The sequence below is a fragment of the Pedococcus dokdonensis genome, assembly GCF_900104525.1.
GTDB classification, from domain to species: domain Bacteria; phylum Actinomycetota; class Actinomycetes; order Actinomycetales; family Dermatophilaceae; genus Pedococcus; species Pedococcus dokdonensis.
This window is the reverse complement of the sequence record NZ_LT629711.1, coordinates 3,122,694-3,138,308: the sequence shown is the minus strand read 5'-3', so window position 1 is coordinate 3,138,308 and position 15,615 is coordinate 3,122,694. Positions and strand designations below refer to the sequence as shown.

The 15,615-nt window shown below is 72.5% G+C and carries 15 protein-coding genes; 10 read left to right on the top strand and 5 right to left on the bottom strand.

Going from position 1 to position 15,615, the window contains the following annotated elements; all coding sequences use genetic code 11:
* Nucleotides 1–184 precede the first annotated feature (184 nt).
* From mgrA to paaN, 5 genes are all read right to left on the bottom strand, one after another.
* Nucleotides 185–1,231, bottom strand: a complete 1,047-nt coding sequence (mgrA, locus tag BLQ34_RS14815; RefSeq protein ID WP_091787113.1) for an L-glyceraldehyde 3-phosphate reductase — start codon at nucleotides 1,229–1,231, stop codon at nucleotides 185–187.
* A 51-nt stretch (nucleotides 1,232–1,282) separates the two neighbouring features.
* Nucleotides 1,283–2,410: a histidinol-phosphate transaminase gene (gene hisC, locus BLQ34_RS14810; RefSeq protein WP_091787108.1), complete on the bottom strand. Its 1,128-nt coding sequence runs from the start codon at nucleotides 2,408–2,410 to the stop codon at nucleotides 1,283–1,285.
* A 4-nt stretch (nucleotides 2,411–2,414) separates the two neighbouring features.
* Nucleotides 2,415–3,047, bottom strand: coding sequence for a helix-turn-helix domain-containing protein (locus BLQ34_RS14805; RefSeq protein ID WP_157693064.1), 633 nt, complete (start codon nucleotides 3,045–3,047; stop codon nucleotides 2,415–2,417).
* A gap of 205 nt (nucleotides 3,048–3,252) precedes the next feature.
* Nucleotides 3,253–3,636 carry a phage holin family protein gene (locus BLQ34_RS14800; protein WP_091787102.1) on the bottom strand — a complete coding sequence of 128 codons (384 nt, stop codon included), beginning with the start codon at nucleotides 3,634–3,636 and terminating at the stop codon, nucleotides 3,253–3,255.
* Between the two features lie 54 nt (nucleotides 3,637–3,690).
* On the bottom strand, nucleotides 3,691–5,427 hold the full coding sequence (gene paaN, locus BLQ34_RS14795) for a phenylacetic acid degradation protein PaaN (protein ID WP_231961260.1): 1,737 nt from the start codon (nucleotides 5,425–5,427) through the stop codon (nucleotides 3,691–3,693).
* Nucleotides 5,428–5,489: 62 nt separating this feature from the next.
* Here paaN and BLQ34_RS14790 point away from each other — a divergent pair, with 62 nt between their 5' ends.
* From BLQ34_RS14790 to BLQ34_RS14745, 10 genes are all read left to right on the top strand, one after another.
* On the top strand, nucleotides 5,490–5,816 hold the full coding sequence (locus BLQ34_RS14790; RefSeq protein WP_091787099.1) for an ArsR/SmtB family transcription factor: 327 nt from the start codon (nucleotides 5,490–5,492) through the stop codon (nucleotides 5,814–5,816).
* Nucleotides 5,813–6,571, top strand: coding sequence for an SRPBCC domain-containing protein (locus BLQ34_RS14785; protein ID WP_091787096.1), 759 nt, complete (start codon nucleotides 5,813–5,815; stop codon nucleotides 6,569–6,571). Before BLQ34_RS14790 ends, BLQ34_RS14785 begins: the two co-directional genes overlap by 4 nt.
* 40 nt (nucleotides 6,572–6,611) lie before the next feature.
* Nucleotides 6,612–7,064, top strand: coding sequence for a hydroxyphenylacetyl-CoA thioesterase PaaI (gene paaI, locus BLQ34_RS14780; RefSeq protein ID WP_197674713.1), 453 nt, complete (start codon nucleotides 6,612–6,614; stop codon nucleotides 7,062–7,064).
* A gap of 121 nt (nucleotides 7,065–7,185) precedes the next feature.
* A complete protein-coding gene (locus tag BLQ34_RS14775; protein ID WP_091787092.1) occupies nucleotides 7,186–7,959 on the top strand; it encodes a peptidylprolyl isomerase in 774 nt (257 codons plus the stop codon).
* A gap of 105 nt (nucleotides 7,960–8,064) precedes the next feature.
* Nucleotides 8,065–9,081 carry a UDP-glucose 4-epimerase GalE gene (galE, locus tag BLQ34_RS14770; RefSeq protein WP_091787089.1) on the top strand — a complete coding sequence of 339 codons (1,017 nt, stop codon included), beginning with the start codon at nucleotides 8,065–8,067 and terminating at the stop codon, nucleotides 9,079–9,081.
* A gap of 107 nt (nucleotides 9,082–9,188) precedes the next feature.
* Entirely contained in the window at nucleotides 9,189–10,622 is a 1,434-nt protein-coding gene (locus BLQ34_RS14765; RefSeq protein ID WP_091787086.1) for a cytochrome ubiquinol oxidase subunit I, read from the top strand.
* Nucleotides 10,623–10,662: 40 nt separating this feature from the next.
* The gene (gene cydB, locus BLQ34_RS14760) at nucleotides 10,663–11,688 is read left to right on the top strand and encodes a cytochrome d ubiquinol oxidase subunit II (protein WP_091787083.1); all 1,026 of its coding nucleotides are present in this window, start codon (nucleotides 10,663–10,665) and stop codon (nucleotides 11,686–11,688) included.
* The gene (cydD, locus tag BLQ34_RS14755) at nucleotides 11,688–13,334 is read left to right on the top strand and encodes a thiol reductant ABC exporter subunit CydD (RefSeq protein WP_091787079.1); all 1,647 of its coding nucleotides are present in this window, start codon (nucleotides 11,688–11,690) and stop codon (nucleotides 13,332–13,334) included. The genes cydB and cydD overlap by 1 nt, the downstream gene beginning before the upstream one ends.
* Nucleotides 13,331–15,160: a thiol reductant ABC exporter subunit CydC gene (gene cydC / locus BLQ34_RS14750; protein WP_091787076.1), complete on the top strand. Its 1,830-nt coding sequence runs from the start codon at nucleotides 13,331–13,333 to the stop codon at nucleotides 15,158–15,160. Before cydD ends, cydC begins: the two co-directional genes overlap by 4 nt.
* Before the next feature lie 2 nt (nucleotides 15,161–15,162).
* On the top strand, nucleotides 15,163–15,585 hold the full coding sequence (locus tag BLQ34_RS14745) for a BlaI/MecI/CopY family transcriptional regulator (RefSeq protein ID WP_269457300.1): 423 nt from the start codon (nucleotides 15,163–15,165) through the stop codon (nucleotides 15,583–15,585).
* Nucleotides 15,586–15,615: the final 30 nt, after the last annotated feature.

The following is a 15,615-nucleotide window of genomic DNA, read 5'->3' as shown; positions in this document are numbered from 1 at the left end:
TCTTCACCCGGGCGGGGTCTCCGCCGTCATGGGGCGGCTGGTGTGGGGCGCGCTTGTGGCGGCGCTCACAGGGGGGCCTTACCGGGCCAAGATATCGGGACGGCGGAAAATCTCAGAATCCGGACGCCGGCGTGCTCACGACCTGCGGTTTCGGGGTCTCGGCAGGGCCCGCTCGGTGACGACGTCAGGTCAGGCGCGACTGGGTGCGCCAGAGGTCGATCCCGGCCTCCACGGCGTCGCGGTCGATCTCCTCGAGCTCGCTGTCGCTGAAGCGCAGGTTGCCCACCGCGGCGGCGGAGTCCTCGAGCTGGCCGACCGAGGAGGCGCCGATCAGCACCGAGGTGACCCGGTCGTCCCGCAGCGCCCAGGCCAGCGCCATCTGGGCCAGCGACTGGCCGCGCTCGGTGGCGAGGTCGTTGAGCCGGCGCACGTGGGCCAGGGTCTCGTCGCTGAGCAGGTCGGGCGACAGCGACTTGCCCTGGCTGGCCCGCGAGCCCTCAGGTATGCCGCCGAGGTACTTGTCGGTCAGCATCCCCTGCGCGAGGGGGGAGAACGCGATGCAGCCGATGCCACGCTCGCCGAGGGTGTCGAGCAGGCCGCCCTCGACCCAGCGGTTCACCATCGAGTAGGACGGCTGGTGGATCAGCAGCGGGACCCCCATCTCGTCGAGCAGGTCGGCCGCCTTGGCGGTGAGCTCGGGCCCGTAGCTGGAGATGCCGGCATACAACGCCTTGCCCTGCTTCACGATGCTCGCGAGCGCACCCATCGTCTCCTCGAGCGGGGTGTCGGGGTCGGGGCGGTGCGAGTAGAAGATGTCGACGTAGTCGAGGCCGGTGCGCTGCAGCGTCTGGTCGAGGGAGGCGATGAGGTACTTGCGGGACCCGCCGTCGCCGTAGGGTCCGGGCCACATGTCCCAGCCGGCCTTGGAGCTGATCACCAGCTCGTCGCGGTAGGGCCTGAAGTCGGCCGCGAAGTGGCGCCCGAAGTTCTGCTCGGCGCTGCCGTAGGGCGGGCCGTAGTTGTTGGCGAGGTCGAAGTGGGTGATGCCGATGTCGAAGGCCCGGCGCAGGATCGCGCGCTGCACCTCGAACGGCTTGTCGTCACCGAAGTTGTGCCACATGCCGAGGCTGACGGCGGGCAGCCGCAGACCACTCTGACCCACCTTGCGGTAGGGCATCGGGCCGTAGCGGTCGGGGCGGGCGAGGTAGGGCGGGAGCCAGGTGTCGACCATGCGCCCCACCCTAGGCCCGCGCCGCGGACCCCGCAGCGGCCGCCAGCCGGGTCAGGCCGGGTCGACCGGGTGCTCGGTGAGCCAGGCGCCGGCGACCTCGATCAGCACGTCGTTGGCCTCGGTCTCGCCGATCGTCGCGCGCACCCCGTCGGTGCCGTACTGGCGCAGCGTCAGCCCGGCCTGCTGCGCGGCGGCGGCGAAGTCGCCGGACCGCTCGCCCAGCCCGAACCAGACGAAGTTGGCCTGGGTGTCCGGGATGAACCAGCCCTGCCCGCGCAGTGCGGCGACGACGCGGGTCCGCTCGGCGACGAGGGCGTCGACCCGTTCCTTGAGCTCGTCGAAGGCCTTGAGCGACGCGACAGCGGCGGCCTGGGCGATCGAGTTCACCCCGAACGGCGTGGCCGTCTTGCGCAGGGCCGACGCGACCGGGGGGTGCGCCACGGCATACCCGATCCGCAGGCCGGCCAGCCCGTAGGCCTTGGAGAAGGTGCGCAGCACCATGACGTTGGGGCGGTCGCGGTAGAGCTCGAGGCTGCGCGGCGCCTCGGGGTCGTCGACGAACTCGAGGTAGGCCTCGTCGATCACGACGAGCACCCGGCCGGGCACGTCGTCGAGGAACCGCTCGAGCTCGTCGTGCCGGACCATCGGACCGGTCGGGTTGTTGGGGGTGCAGACGATGACGACCTTGGTGCGGTCGGAGATCGCCGCACGCATCGCGTCGAGGCGGTGCCGGGCGTGGTCGTCGAGACCGACCTGCACGCTCTGGGCACCCGCGAGCGCGGTGACGATGGGGTAGGCCTCGAACGAGCGCCACGCGTAGACGACCTCGTCGCCGGGGTCGCAGGTGGCGGCGATGACCTGGCCGAGGACCCCGACCGACCCGGTGCCGGTCGCGACGTGCTCGGCCGGGACGCCGAGGCTGTCGGAGAGCGCCTGGGTGAGCTCGGTGACCGCCATGTCGGGGTAGCGGTTGATGCTCGCCGCCGCGTCGCGGACGACCTCGAGGACCGACGGCAGCGGCGGGTACGGGTTCTCGTTCGAAGAGACCTTGTATGCCGTCACGCCCTCGGGCGCGGCCGCGGGCTTCCCGGGGACGTACGCGGGCACCTGGTCGAGGGCAGACCTCAGTCGGACTTCGGTGTCGGTGTCGCTGGTGTTCTCGGGGGCGGCGTCGCTCATGCCCTCACTCTAGGCGGGCCCGCCGGTCCGCCCACCCGGGCGGCTCGCACTGACAAGGGCACTCGGGCGGACAGGCATGGTGCTCGGGACAGTCGTCCAGGCACTCGCACTCCAACCCCACCGGCACCTCCACCGCCGGGCTCAGGACCGCGGCCCCCGCGGTCGCCTGACTGAGCCGCGAGTGCCGGCGCATGGCCAGTTCTGCCACGGTCGGGTGCTCGGCCGGTCGGTGCCGTCCGGGCGCCGTCGCCGCGTCGCGGGTCGCCCTGAGCGCGTACCAGCCCAGGGCGGGCCGACGGTCGTAGCGTGGTCCGAGTCCGCGGTTGCGCGGTCGCTCGTCCGGGGGCACCACGTCCAGATGGGCGGGGAAGCATCTGCCGCCGTTGTCCCGGACCGCGTCGGGTGACACTGGGCTGACCGGACGTCCCGTCTCGTCGAGGACGCCGAGTCGCAATCCGGCCAGCCGCAGCGCGTGGTCCAGCATGCGCACAGTGATCTCCCCGTCCGCCGCCTCCCAGCGCGCGACGGTTGAGGAGCCAACGGCCAAGAGGTGGGCCAGTTCACGCTGGCTGAGGTCGGCGAGCCGTCGGGCCCGTCGCAGGTGACCAGGAACGTCGAACGACGCGTCATCGAGCATGGGCGAAACCCTGCCGCGGGGCACCGACAGGCTCGCTCGCCCCAGACCGAGGCGGTCCGTCATCAAGGGGCCGCCCCGTCATCAAGGGACGGCCCTATCATCAAGGCCCGGCCCTGTCATCAAGGGACGGCGAATGCTGGGTCACTGCCCCGTCAGGCGGGGCAGTGACCCAGCATCGCGCATCTACCTCGTGCGGTCCGGTCGGTCAGTCGTCGTCGCCGTCGGGCAGGACCCAGCCGAGCACCACGGAGACGATCGTGATGACGATGGCGCCGAGCACGGCGTCCCAGAAGAAGTGGTTGATGGTGAAGCTCAGTCCGAGGGGGTCGGCGATCCACTCGGTCAGCTGCAGCATGAACGCGTTGACGATGAACGTGAAGAGCCCCAGCGTCAGGATGATCACCGGGAAGCTGAGGAACTTCGCGATCGGCTTGACCACGGCGTTGACGAGCCCGAAGACCAGCGCCACGAGGACGACCGTCGCGAACTTCGAGCCGAACTTGCCGTCGCCGAACCCGATGCCGGGGACGAGCCAGGCCGCCACCCAGAGCGCCACTGCGTTGACCGCGACCTTGATCAGGAAGTTCATGGTCCAGATCCTGCCAGAGCGCCCGGCTTGCCGTGCGGTCCGATGGGCCCAGCGTCAGACGTGGCGGCGGGAGGTGACGACGCGGAACCGGTTGGCGACGAACGCGGCATCGACGTAGGCGGCGTTGGCGGCGGGGTTCGCGCCGGTGCCATGGAAGTCGGAGAACGCCGCGGTCTGGTTGACGAAGACCTGGCCGGTGAGGTTCTCGGAGAGCGCCACCCCCGCGTCGGCGGCGGCGTCACGGGCGGCGTCGAGGACGTCCTCGTCGGTGGAGTAGACGGCGGCGGTCATCGCGCCGTGCTCGCGCACCGTGTCGCGGAACTGCGCGAGGGACTGGTCGGTGCCGCTGGTCGCGATGAGGAAGCTGACCGGCCCGAAGCACTCCTGGGTGTAGACGTCCTCGCGGCTGGCGTCCATGCTCACCAGCCCGGGCGCGCGGACGACCGCGTCGGGGTATGCCGGGTGGCTCACCTCGCGCGAGTCCAGCACCACCGCGCCACCCGCCTCCTCGGCCAGCCCGGCGAGTCCCGCGGCGTTGGCGCGGACCCCGTCGTTGACGGTGGCGCCGAGCAGCTCCACGGCCCGGGCGTCGTCGCCGGTGAGCTTGCCGACGGCCGCGCCGAGGCGGGCGCCGAACTCCTCGAAGGTCAGGTGTCCCTCGTCGGTGTCGATGCCGTCGCGGGGCACGTAGAGGTTCTGGGGGGTGGTGCACATCTGCCCGGAGTAGAGGGTGAGCGAGAAGGCCAGGTTGCCCAGCACGCCGCGCAGGTTGTCGGTCGAGTCGACGACGATCGTGTTGACGCCGGCCTTCTCGGTGTAGACGAGCTGTCCGCGGGCGGCGCCGTTCTCCTCGAGCCAGCCGCCGAACGTCGGACCGCCGGTGTAGTCGACGATCCGCACCTCGTCGCGCTCGGCCAGCACCTTGGCCAGGCCCTCGCCCTCGGCCTCCGGCGCGAGCTGCACGAGGTCGGCGCTGAACCCTGCTGCCGACAGCACCTCGCGGCAGACCGCCACCGAGATGGCGAGCGGGAGGACGGCGCGCGGGTGCGGTTTGACGATGACGGGGTTGCCGGTGACGAGCGAGGCGAACAGCCCGGGGTAGCCGTTCCAGGTCGGGAAGGTGTTGCAGCCGATCACCAGCGCGAGGCCGCGGGGCACCACCCGGTAGTCCTTCTGCATCCGCAGCGGCGCCGGGTTGCCCTCCCTGTCGCGGCCGGGCTTCTCCCAGACGACCGAGGCGGGCACCCGCTCCTGCTCGACCAGCCCGGCGACGATCGACTCGAGCGCGCGGTCCTGGGCGTGCGGTCCGGCTGCCTGGAACGCCATCACGAAGGGCTGACCGGTCGTGTGCATCACCGAGTGCGCGATCTCGAACGACCGCGCGTTGATCCGCTCGACGATCTCGGCGCAGACCGCCGCGCGGGTGCGGGCGCCCGCGTCGCGCCAGGCCGGCATCGCCTCAGTAGCGGCCGCGAGCGCTGCCTCCAGGTCGAGGTGCGGGTAGGTGATCCCCAGGGCGGGGCCGTAGGGCGAGACCTCCTCGCCGACCCAGGTGCCGTCGGTGCGCACGTCGCCCAGACCGCCGAACGCGTTGTCGCGCAACGCCTCGTAGGCAGCCTGGCCGGCTTCCGCCGAACCCTCGCCGTAGACGCGGGGCGAGGGCGACTCGGGGAACCGGCTGAAGTACGAGCGCTCCGCGAGGGCGGTGGTCGCCTGGGCGAGCAGGTCGGCGTGCTTCTCGACGAGGTGGTGGGTGGCGGTCGCCGTGGCCTGGTTCATGAGGTCGCTCATGCGGTCATCGTAGGCGCGGTCTAGACACCCGCTGGACCGTTGCTCTAGAGTAACCGTTGCCCATGAGTAACCAATCAGCCCTCGCCCTCGACGCCCTCGGAGACCCGAGCCGTCGACAGATCCTCGAGCTGCTCGCCGAGCGCCCGCGCGCCGTCGGCGAGATCGCGGACGCGATGCCGATCGGCCGGCCCGCCGTGAGCAAGCACCTCAAGGTCCTCGCGGGGGCCGGGCTCGTCGAGCACGAGAGCCGCGGCACGCGCAACCTCTACGCGCTCGCCCCCGACGGTCTCACCGAGCTCCAGCAGTGGCTGGTGACGACGTGGGACACCGCACTCGCGTCGTTCGCGGCGTTCGTGGAGGACCGAACCAGCGAGGAGGACTCACCATGAGCACCGAGACCAGCAGCCACCCGATCGTCGCCCCGATCCGGCGCGAGGTGCGGGTGGCCTGCGACGTCGACACCGCATTCGAGCTGTTCACCGCCCACCTCGGCGCGTGGTGGCCGGTCGGCACCCACAGCGTGTTCGGGGCCCGCGCGAGCGTGGCCTTCGAGGACGGTGTGGTGGTCGAACGACTCGGAGCCGACCGAGCCGTCTGGGGCACCGTGCTGCGCTGGGCGCGGCCGGCCGGGTTCGCGATGACCTGGCACCCGGGGCACGGGCCCGACCGCGCCACCGAGGTCGCGGTCGACTTCGCCGCCGACGGTGACGGCACGATCGTCACGCTGACCCACAGCGGGTGGGAGCGGCTCGGCGAGCCCGAGCAGGTCCGCGCGGAGTACGAGCGCGGCTGGCCCGTCGTGCTGTCCGGGTTCGAGCAGCTGCTGGCCAACGAACCGTCGGCCACGGCCGACCGCTGGTTCGCCCTCGAGCACCGACCCGGGCCGCTGCTGGCCGAGGGTGGGTCGGTCTTCGCGCACCCACTCTTCGCCGAGCACGTCGCCTTCCTCGACCGGCTGGCCGAGCGCGGCTGGCTCGTCGCGGCCGGTCCCGTGGACGCGGCGGCCGGCACCGGGATGACGGTGGTCCGGGTGCCCGCCGACGTCGACGTCGAGCGGACGGCCCGGGACGACGACGGATCGGTGCGCGACGGGTTGCTGCAGGTGACGGTCCGGCCGTGGGACGTGCGCTTCACGGCTCGCTGAGCCGGGGCCGTTCGCCTTGGCGTCTGACACACTCCGAGGCATGGCGGACCGACCCCCCGACCACGACGCCACGCCCGAGCCCGAGCCCGAGCCCGACCTCACCCACGTGCGGGCGATGTGGGCCGACGACCAGGCTTCGCGCGGACTCGGCATGGAGGCCACCGTCGTGGAGGTCGACCGCGGGGTCGTGCGGATGACCGTCACCGAGGCCATGGTGAACGGCCACGACATCGCGCACGGCGGATTCATCTTCACCCTCGCCGACTCGGCGTTCGCCCTCGCCTGCAACTCCCGCGGGCAGCTGACCGTCGCGGCGGGCGCCGACATCACCTTCGTCACCTCCGCACGGCGCGGCGACGTCCTCCTCGCAGACGCGCGGGTGCGGACCGCATACGGGCGCAGCGGGATCACCGACGTGACGGTGACCCGCGAGTCCGACGGCGCGGTGGTCGCGGAGTTCCGCGGCCGGTCCCGCAGCCTGCCGCCGCGCTAGGGGCGCGATTCTCGACGGGCGGGATGCGGCCTTTGTCCCTAGGGTCCGAGATGGCCGAGACCCGGCCGGGCCGCCAGCCGGCCGCACCCGCCTTGGCAGCCTGCACCCCCTAGGAGACCGAATGCGAACCCCACGGACGCTGATCGCCCTCGCCGCCGTCGCGGCCCTCACCGCCCTGACCCCCGCCGTCGCGAGCGCGAAGCCACACGACCCGACGCCGCCGACCAGCCCCACCCGTGGCGCATGTGCCTACACGCCGATGGAGGACCAGACCTACTCGACCTGGGTCGGGCTGCCGCAGGACCCCCGCCACACCCCCGACCGCGGCACCACGACGATCACGCTGCGCACCAACCACGGCGACATCCCGATGGTGCTCGACAGGGCGATGGCGCCGTGCACGGTCCAGAGCTTCAGCTTCCTGACCAAGCGCAAGTACTTCGACGACACCATCTGCCACCGGCTCACCTCCTACACGACGCCCCCGGCCGCGCTGTCGGTGCTGCAGTGCGGCGACCCGCTCGGCACCGGCTGGGGCGACCCCGGCTACTCGTTCAAGGACGAGCTCGACTCGGCCAAGGCGCTGGAGAACTGGCCGGGCTTCCCCGACGGCAGCCGCAAGGTCTACCCGCGCGGCACCCTCGCCATGGCGAACGCCGGCCCCGACACCAACGGCAGCCAGTTCTTCCTCGTCTACCGCGACTCGCGGCTGCGGCCCGACTACACCGTGTTCGGCCACGTGACCGAGGCCGGCCTGCAGGTCCTCGACCGGATCGCGGCCGGTGGCATCGACCCCGGCACCGAGGGCACGCCGGAGGACGGCGCCCCCGCGCTGCGCACCGAGATCGAGCGGGCCACCTTCGGCGCCGGCCACGGACACGGACACGGGCACTGACACGGGCACGGTGGCTGACGCCACCTCGTATGCCGTGACGCGGCTCCCGGTCCACGCCCTGGTGGCGCGTGGCTGGGAGCCGCTCGCGCGGCATACGGTGGGGCCATGCACGTCTTGGTCACCGGCGGTGCCGGCTACATCGGGTCCCACACCGTCGTCCAGCTGAAGGCAGCGGGTCACGAGGTCGTCGTCGTCGACGACTTCTCGAACGCCAAGTCGACCGTGGTGCCCCGGCTCGAAGCGCTGACCGGGGGACGGCTCGAGGTGCACGCGTTCGACCTCACCGACCGCGACAAGGTCGAGGCGCTCTTCGCGGAGCACAAGTTCGACGCGGTCATCCACTTCGCCGGGCGCAAGGCGGTCGGTGAGAGCGTCGAGGTGCCGCTGGAGTACTACCAGACCAACCTCGACTCCACCTTCGCGCTGGTGCGGGCCATGCAGCGGCACGGCTGCTTCCGGCTGGTCTTCTCGTCGTCGGCCACGGTCTACGGCGAGAGCGCGACCCCGCCGTTCACCGAGGACCTGCCCACGTCGGCGACCAACCCGTACGGCTGGACCAAGGTGATGATCGAGCAGGTGCTGCGCGACGTGGCCCGCACCGACGACCGGTGGCGGATCGCGCTGCTGCGCTACTTCAACCCGGTCGGCGCGCACGCCTCGGGGACGATCGGCGAGGACCCGGCGGGGATCCCCAACAACCTGATGCCCTACATCGCCCAGGTCGCGGTCGGGAAGCTCGAGAAGCTCAGCGTCTTCGGTGACGACTACGACACCCCCGACGGCACCGCGCTGCGCGACTACATCCACGTCGAGGACCTCGCCGCCGGCCACCTCGCCGCCCTCACCAAGCTCGGCTCGACCGACGAGGTCGTGTCGACCTGGAACCTCGGCACCGGTCACGGCACCTCGGTGCTGGAGGTGCTCCGGGCGTTCGAGCAGGCCTGCGGTCACGAGCTCCCCCACGAGGTGGTCGGCCGCCGGCCCGGCGACGTCGCCGCGTCGTACGCCGACGCGTCACGTGCCGAGCGCGAGCTGGGCTGGAAGGCCACCCGCACCATCGAGGACATGTGCGTCGACCAGTGGCGCTGGCAGCGCGACAACCCGCTGGGCTACCCCGACTGAGCTCCGACTGAGCGCACTGGGCGGGACCTTCGGCCCTGCCGGACGACCTACTACGAGGTGTAGTATCTACTACGTCATGTAGTAATTGCGTCGACCGTGGAGCCCGGATGGACAACCTCGACCTCGCCCGGTGGCAGTTCGCCATCACGACCGTCTACCACTTCCTCTTCGTGCCCGTGACGATCGGGCTCTCCGCACTCGTCGCCTGGTACCACTCGAGCTGGGTGCGGCGGCGGCGCGAGGACGACCTGCGGCTGGCGAAGTTCTTCGGCAAGCTCTTCACGATCAACTTCGCACTCGGTCTGGTCACCGGGATCGTCCAGGAGTTCCAGTTCGGGATGAACTGGTCCGACTACAGCCGGTTCGTCGGGGACATCTTCGGGGCGCCGCTCGCGATCGAGGCGCTGCTGGCCTTCTTCCTCGAGTCGACCTTCCTCGGACTGTGGATCTTCGGGTGGGGCCGGATCCCCGAGCGGCTGCACGCCGCCTGCATGTGGATCGTGCACGTCGGCACCCTGTTGTCGGCCTACTTCATCCTCGCGGCCAACTCGTTCATGCAGAACCCGGTCGGCTACCGCTACAACCCGCAGACCCGGCGCGCGGAGCTGACCGACTTCGTGGCCGTCCTGACCAACAAGGTGCAGCTGGTGACCTTCCCGCACGTGGTGGCCGCGGCCTACCTCGTCGGCGGAGCCGTGGTCATGGCGGTGGCGCTCTGGCACCTGCGGCGACGCGACGTGGGCGACGACGCCGGCATGTACCGGCGGGCGACCCGGCTCGGCGCGGCGGTCGTCCTGGTCGCGGGGGCGGCCGTCGCCGTGACCGGTGACGTGCAGGGCAAGATCATGACCGAGGTCCAGCCGATGAAGATGGCCGCCGCCGAAGCGCTCTACGAGAGCTCGGACGGGCAGGCGCCGTTCAGCCTGTTGACGATCGGGTCGCTCGACGGGTCCCAGGAGAAGTTCGCCGTCACCGTCCCCGGCCTGCTGAGCTTCCTCGCGACCGGACACTTCGACGGCAGCGTCCAGGGCATCAACGAGCTCAAGGCGGAGTACGCGCAGAAGTACGGCACCGGGAACCCGCTCACCGTCGACGCGACCTACACCCCGAACATCCCGCTCTCCTACTGGAGCTTCCGCCTGATGATCGGCGTCGGGATGCTCGCCGTCCTCATCGCGCTCCTGGCGCTCTGGACCACCCGGGGCGAGCGCGTCCCCAGGGCCCGCTGGTGGCACTGGGCGATCCTCGCCGCTCCGCTGCTGCCCATCTTCGGCAACAGCTTCGGCTGGATCTTCACCGAGGCGGGGCGGCAACCGTGGCTGGTCTTCGGGGTGATGACGACGAGCACCGGTGTCTCGCCGTCGGTGTCGGCCGGCGAGGTGGTCACCTCGATGGTCGTCTACACGCTGCTCTACGGGGTCCTCGCCGTCGTCGAGGTGAAGCTCTTCCTCACCTACCTGCGCGCCGGCGCCCCGGCCTTCGAGGAGCCGGCCGCCCCCGCGACCCACGACGACGACGCGCCGCTCGCGTTCGCCTACTGACCCCTCGACTCCCGGCTCGACCCGAAAGGCTTGCACCGCAATGGAACTCAGCACCGTCTGGTTCGTCATCATCGCCGTCCTGTGGACCGGCTACTTCGTCCTGGAGGGGTTCGACTTCGGCGTGGGGATGCTGCTTCCCGTGCTCGGCCGGGGCCGCGACGCCGAGACCACCGAGAAGCGCCGTCGGGTGATGATCAACACCATCGGCCCGGTCTGGGACGGCAACGAGGTGTGGGTGCTGACCGCCGGTGGCGCGACCTTCGCGGCCTTCCCGCACTGGTACGCCACGATGTTCAGCGCGTTCTACCTGCCGCTGCTGCTGATCCTCGTCGCGCTCATCGTCCGCAACCTCGGGTTCGACTACCGCGGAAAGCGTGACGACCCCCGCTGGCGGGCCAGGTGGGACACGGCGATCGTCGCCGGCTCGGTCGTCCCGGCGGTGCTGTGGGGAGTCGCACTGACCAACCTCGTGCGCGGACTGCCGATCGACGGCGACAAGGAGTTCACCGGCTCGCTGCTCACCCTCCTCAACCCGGTCTCGCTGCTGGGCGGGGTGGTGACGCTGGGCCTGTTCCTCACCCACGGTGCGCTGTTCGTGGCGCTCAAGACCACCGGGCCCATCCGCGCGGACGCGCGTCGGATCGCCACCCGCACCGGCGTCGTCACGGCGGTGCTGGCGGTCGCCCTGCTCGTCCTCCTGGGCGCGGCCGACGGCGGCGCGACGTCCTGGGCCACGACGGCGCTCGCTGCCGCCGCCCTCGTCGGGGCGCTGGTCGCGAACCAGAGGGGGCGCGAGGGCTGGGCCTTCGTCGGCACCTTCGTCACCATCGCGATGGCGGTGGCGACCTACTTCCTCCTGCTCTTCCCCGACGTCATGCCGAGCACGACCGACGCGGCCTTCTCGCTCACCACCGCGAACGCCTCCAGCACGCCCTACACGCTGCGGATCATGACCTGGGTGGCGCTGGCCTTCACCCCGATCGTGATCCTCTACCAGTCCTGGACCTACTGGGTCTTCCGCAAGCGGATCGGCACCCAGCACATCCCGGCCGCCGCGAGCCACTGATGCGCCCGTTCGACCCAGCCGTGCTGCGGGCGGTGCCCGCGGCGCGACGTCCACTCATCGGGCTCGCGGTGGTCGGGGTGGCCCAGGGCGTGGCGACGATCGCGACCGCCTTCGCGCTCGCCCAGCTGGTCGTCGCGGCCGCGCGGCGCGAGCCCGTCGGCGACCCCGCTGCATACCTCCTCGTCGTGCTGGCGGTCCGCGCCGTCCTGTCGTTCGTCGGTGAGACGGTCGCCGCCTCAGCCGGCACCACGGTGAGCGGGGCCGTGCGCGCCCAGCTGCTCGGGCGCTGGCTCGCCGTGCCGGCCGAGCAGCGACCCTCGCCCGCACGAGCCGTCACCCTCGCTGCCCAGGGCAGCACCAGCATCGAGCCGTATGTCGCGCGGTTCCTCCCCGCGCTGGTCACCGCCGCGGTCGTGCCCGCGCTGGCCGTGGTCACCCTCGCAGTCGTCGACTGGCCGAGCGCGCTCGTCGTGGTGCTGACGCTGCCGCTGCTGCCCGTCTTCGCGGCCCTGATCGGGGCCACCACCCGCGACGCCACCGACCGCCGGTGGGGCGCGCTGGCCGACCTGTCGGGGCACTTCCTCGACGTGGTGCGCGGCCTGCCGACCCTGGTGGCGTACGGGCGGGGCGAGCGCCAGGTGGGCGTCATCGGCGAGGTCAGCCAGCGGCACCGGCGCGCCACGATGGCGACCCTGCGGCTGGCCTTCCTCAGCTCGGCAGCGCTCGAGCTGCTCGCCACCATCTGCGTGGCGATCGTCGCCGTCACCGTCGGGCTGCGGCTCTCGCACGGCTCGCTCGACCTCGGCACCGGGCTGCTCGCGATCCTGCTGGCGCCCGAGGCCTACTGGCCGATCCGGCGGGTGGGCGCGGAGTTCCACAACGCGGCGGACGGCGCCGCAGCCCTGTCGGCCGCCCTGCCGCAGCTCGCCACACCGCAGGAAACGGCCGCCCCGCAGGAAACGGCCCACTGCCCGACGCCGCAACTCCCCAGTGACGCGGAGGCCGGGGAACCGGGCGACTGGCCGCCTTCCTCGCCCGGAGTCTGCGCGCGCGGGCTCGGCTACACCTACCCGGGGTCGGAGCACCCGGTGCTGCACGGGGTCGAGCTCACCGCGGCGACCGGGCTGACCGTGGTGACCGGGCCGTCCGGCAGCGGCAAGTCCACCCTGCTCGAGCTCCTGGCCGGGCTGCGCACCCCCACGGTCGGCTCGGTCCGCGGCGGGACGACCCACCTGGTCACGCAGCGGCCGTTCCTCACCGTCGGGAGCCTGCGCGACAACCTGCTCCTCGGGGTGCGGCCGCTGCCCGACGCCACGGTCTGGCGCGCGTTGCGGCAGGTCGGGCTCGACGGCGCGGTCGCCGCCCAGCCCGAGGGTCTGCAGAGCCCCCTCGGCGACGACGGGCGCGGCCTCTCCGCGGGGCAGCGGGCCCGGCTGGTGCTCGCCCGCGCCTGCCTCGCCGAGGTCGACGTCGTGCTGCTCGACGAACCGACCGCGCACCTCGACGACGAGTCGGCCGCCTGGGCCCACCGCGCGATCCGCGAGCTCGCCACCCGGCGCTGCGTCGTCGCCGTCACCCACCGGCCCGAGCTGCTCGCCCTGGCGGACCACCACGTCGACCTCGCGGCGTCGGAGGTGACCGCATGAGCCCGCGCATCCTCGCTGCCGGCGGGCTCGGTGGCGTCGCCCTCGCCTCCGGTGTCGCGCTGACCGCCACCTCGGGCTGGCTCGTGGTCCGCGCCGCCGAACGGCCGGTGATCCTCACCCTCCTCACCGCGATCGTCGCGGTGCGGACGTTCGGGATGGCGCGACCGGTGTTCCGCTACTGGGAGCGGCTGAGGTCGCACGACGCCGCCCTCGACGACCTCGCCACCGCCCGCACCCGCCTGTATGCCGCGCTGCTCCCGCTGACCCCGGCCCGCCTTCCCCGGCGCGGCCGGGCCGCCGTGCTTGCGGGTGTCGTCGACGACCTGAGCGAGCGGGTGGAGGCGCAGGTGCGGGTCAGCGTGCCGCTCCTCACGAGCGCGCTCGCCGGACTGGCGACGGTGGGGCTCTGCACCTGGGTCGAGCCGGCCGCGGGTGCGGTCGTGGCCGCCCTCCTGCTCGTCGCCGCGTTCACGACGCTGCTCGCCGGACGGCTCGAGGCCCGCTCGATGGACGACCTCGGCACCGCTCGCGGAGAGCTGGCCCGCGTCACCGAGCTGGTGGCCAGCCAGGCACTGGAGCTCCAGGCCGTCGGCGCCGGTGCCGCGGCCCGGGGCTGGGTGGCGGACGCGCAACGGCAGGTGGCCCACGCGGGCCGACGGCAGAGTCGCGGCCGGGCCATCGCCACCGGGATGCTGCCGCTGTCCACCGCGATCGCGACCGTCGCGTGCGCTGTCGTCGCCGGCCGCAGCGGGCACGGCGGGCCGGTGTCGGCGCTGCTCGTGCTGGCGCCGTACGCACTCGCCGAGGTGTTCGGCGCGCTGCCCGAAGCGGCGCGCGCGCACGCCCGCGCGGCAGCGGCCGGTCGGCGGCTCGACGCCCTGCTCGACGAGCGCCCTGCCGTCAGCGACCCCCTGCACGAACCTTTGCTAGCAAAGGAAACTGAACGAAGGACAGGTTGCAACCTGTCCGTCAGTCAGCAACGTTTGCTAGCAAAGGTTGCTGCAGGAGGGGGGCGACGGGTCCCGCACCTGCGGCTGCGCGGCATCGGCGCCTCCTGGGACGGTCGGCGGGCCGCGCTCGCGGGCGCCGACCTCGAGGTCGCACCGGGCCAGGTGGTCGCCGTCACCGGCCCTTCGGGCTCCGGCAAGTCCACCCTCCTTGCCGTGGTGGCGCGCCAGCTCGACCCGACGGCCGGCCGCTACCTCGTCGACGGCCGCGACGCCCTCAGGCTGTCGCTCGCCGAGGTGCGGCAGCTGTTCGCGATCGTGGACGACGACCCGCACGTCTTCGCGACGACCTTGCGCGCGAACCTGCACCTCGCCCGGCCGGCGGCGGACGACCCCGACCTGACGGGCGCGCTGGCCGCCGCCGGTCTCGGCGACTGGTTCGCGAGCCTGCCTGACGGCCTCGACACCCGGCTCGGTGCCGGCAGCCGAGGGCTGAGTGGCGGCGAACGGGCCCGGCTGTCCATTGCCCGTGCTCTGCTGTCCGGGCGACCGGTGCTGCTGCTCGACGAACCGGTGGCGCACCTCGACCACCCCACGGCGGTGGCCGTGATGCGCGACCTGCTCGCCGCCCGCGCCGACCGCAGCGTCGTCGTCGTGAGCCACCGACCCGAGGGCCTGGCCGACGCGCACGGCATCATTGACCTCGCCGCGGCCGCCCCGAGCCCGGCGAACGGCCCGAGCGCCCCGGCCACCCCGGGCGCCGTGGCCACCCCGGGCGCCGCGGCCACCCCGGGCGGCGCGATCGCGACGACGTCCACGAGCACGACCCCGACCACGACCCCGACCACGACCACGACCACGAACCCAGCCAGGAGGTGACCGTGCCCCGCAAGGCGATGAACACGCTCGGCGAGCTCGAGCGCGCCGTGATGGACGAGGTATGGCGGGCGGCCGAGGAGGGCCGGGCGCCGGTCCCGGTGCGCGAGGTGCACGACTCCCTTGCCGCGAGCCGCACCCTGGCCTACACGACCGTGATGACCGTGATGGGCCGCCTCGCCGAGGCCGGCTTGCTGACCCAGGAGCGCGGCGGACGCGCCTACCGCTACTCCCCCGCCGGCTCCCGCGAGGAGCTGACCGCCTCCACGATGCTCGACCAGCTGCACGGCATGGGCACCGACGACCGGCGCTCGGCGATGCTGCACTTCCTCGGCGACGCCTCCCCCGACGAGATCGCCGACCTCAAGGCCGCCCTCGCCGAGGTCGAGGCGCGGCACCATTCCCGCACGGGGACGAAGGCGCCCTGAGCAGCACGCTCGCGACGGCCGGGCTGGCCG

Excerpts from the sequence above, each read along its gene's own strand:
- mgrA (WP_091787113.1), bottom strand. The coding sequence starts at position 1,231 with ATGGTCGACACCTGGCTCCCGCCCTACCTCGCCCGCCCCGACCGCTAC.
- hisC (WP_091787108.1), bottom strand. The coding sequence starts at position 2,410 with ATGAGCGACGCCGCCCCCGAGAACACCAGCGACACCGACACCGAAGTC.
- BLQ34_RS14805 (WP_157693064.1), bottom strand. The coding sequence starts at position 3,047 with ATGCTCGATGACGCGTCGTTCGACGTTCCTGGTCACCTGCGACGGGCC.
- BLQ34_RS14800 (WP_091787102.1), bottom strand. The coding sequence starts at position 3,636 with ATGAACTTCCTGATCAAGGTCGCGGTCAACGCAGTGGCGCTCTGGGTG.
- paaN (WP_231961260.1), bottom strand. The coding sequence starts at position 5,427 with ATGAGCGACCTCATGAACCAGGCCACGGCGACCGCCACCCACCACCTC.
- BLQ34_RS14790 (WP_091787099.1), top strand. The coding sequence starts at position 5,490 with ATGAGTAACCAATCAGCCCTCGCCCTCGACGCCCTCGGAGACCCGAGC.
- BLQ34_RS14785 (WP_091787096.1), top strand. The coding sequence starts at position 5,813 with ATGAGCACCGAGACCAGCAGCCACCCGATCGTCGCCCCGATCCGGCGC.
- paaI (WP_197674713.1), top strand. The coding sequence starts at position 6,612 with ATGGCGGACCGACCCCCCGACCACGACGCCACGCCCGAGCCCGAGCCC.
- BLQ34_RS14775 (WP_091787092.1), top strand. The coding sequence starts at position 7,186 with ATGCGAACCCCACGGACGCTGATCGCCCTCGCCGCCGTCGCGGCCCTC.
- galE (WP_091787089.1), top strand. The coding sequence starts at position 8,065 with ATGCACGTCTTGGTCACCGGCGGTGCCGGCTACATCGGGTCCCACACC.
- BLQ34_RS14765 (WP_091787086.1), top strand. The coding sequence starts at position 9,189 with ATGGACAACCTCGACCTCGCCCGGTGGCAGTTCGCCATCACGACCGTC.
- cydB (WP_091787083.1), top strand. The coding sequence starts at position 10,663 with ATGGAACTCAGCACCGTCTGGTTCGTCATCATCGCCGTCCTGTGGACC.
- cydD (WP_091787079.1), top strand. The coding sequence starts at position 11,688 with ATGCGCCCGTTCGACCCAGCCGTGCTGCGGGCGGTGCCCGCGGCGCGA.
- cydC (WP_091787076.1), top strand. The coding sequence starts at position 13,331 with ATGAGCCCGCGCATCCTCGCTGCCGGCGGGCTCGGTGGCGTCGCCCTC.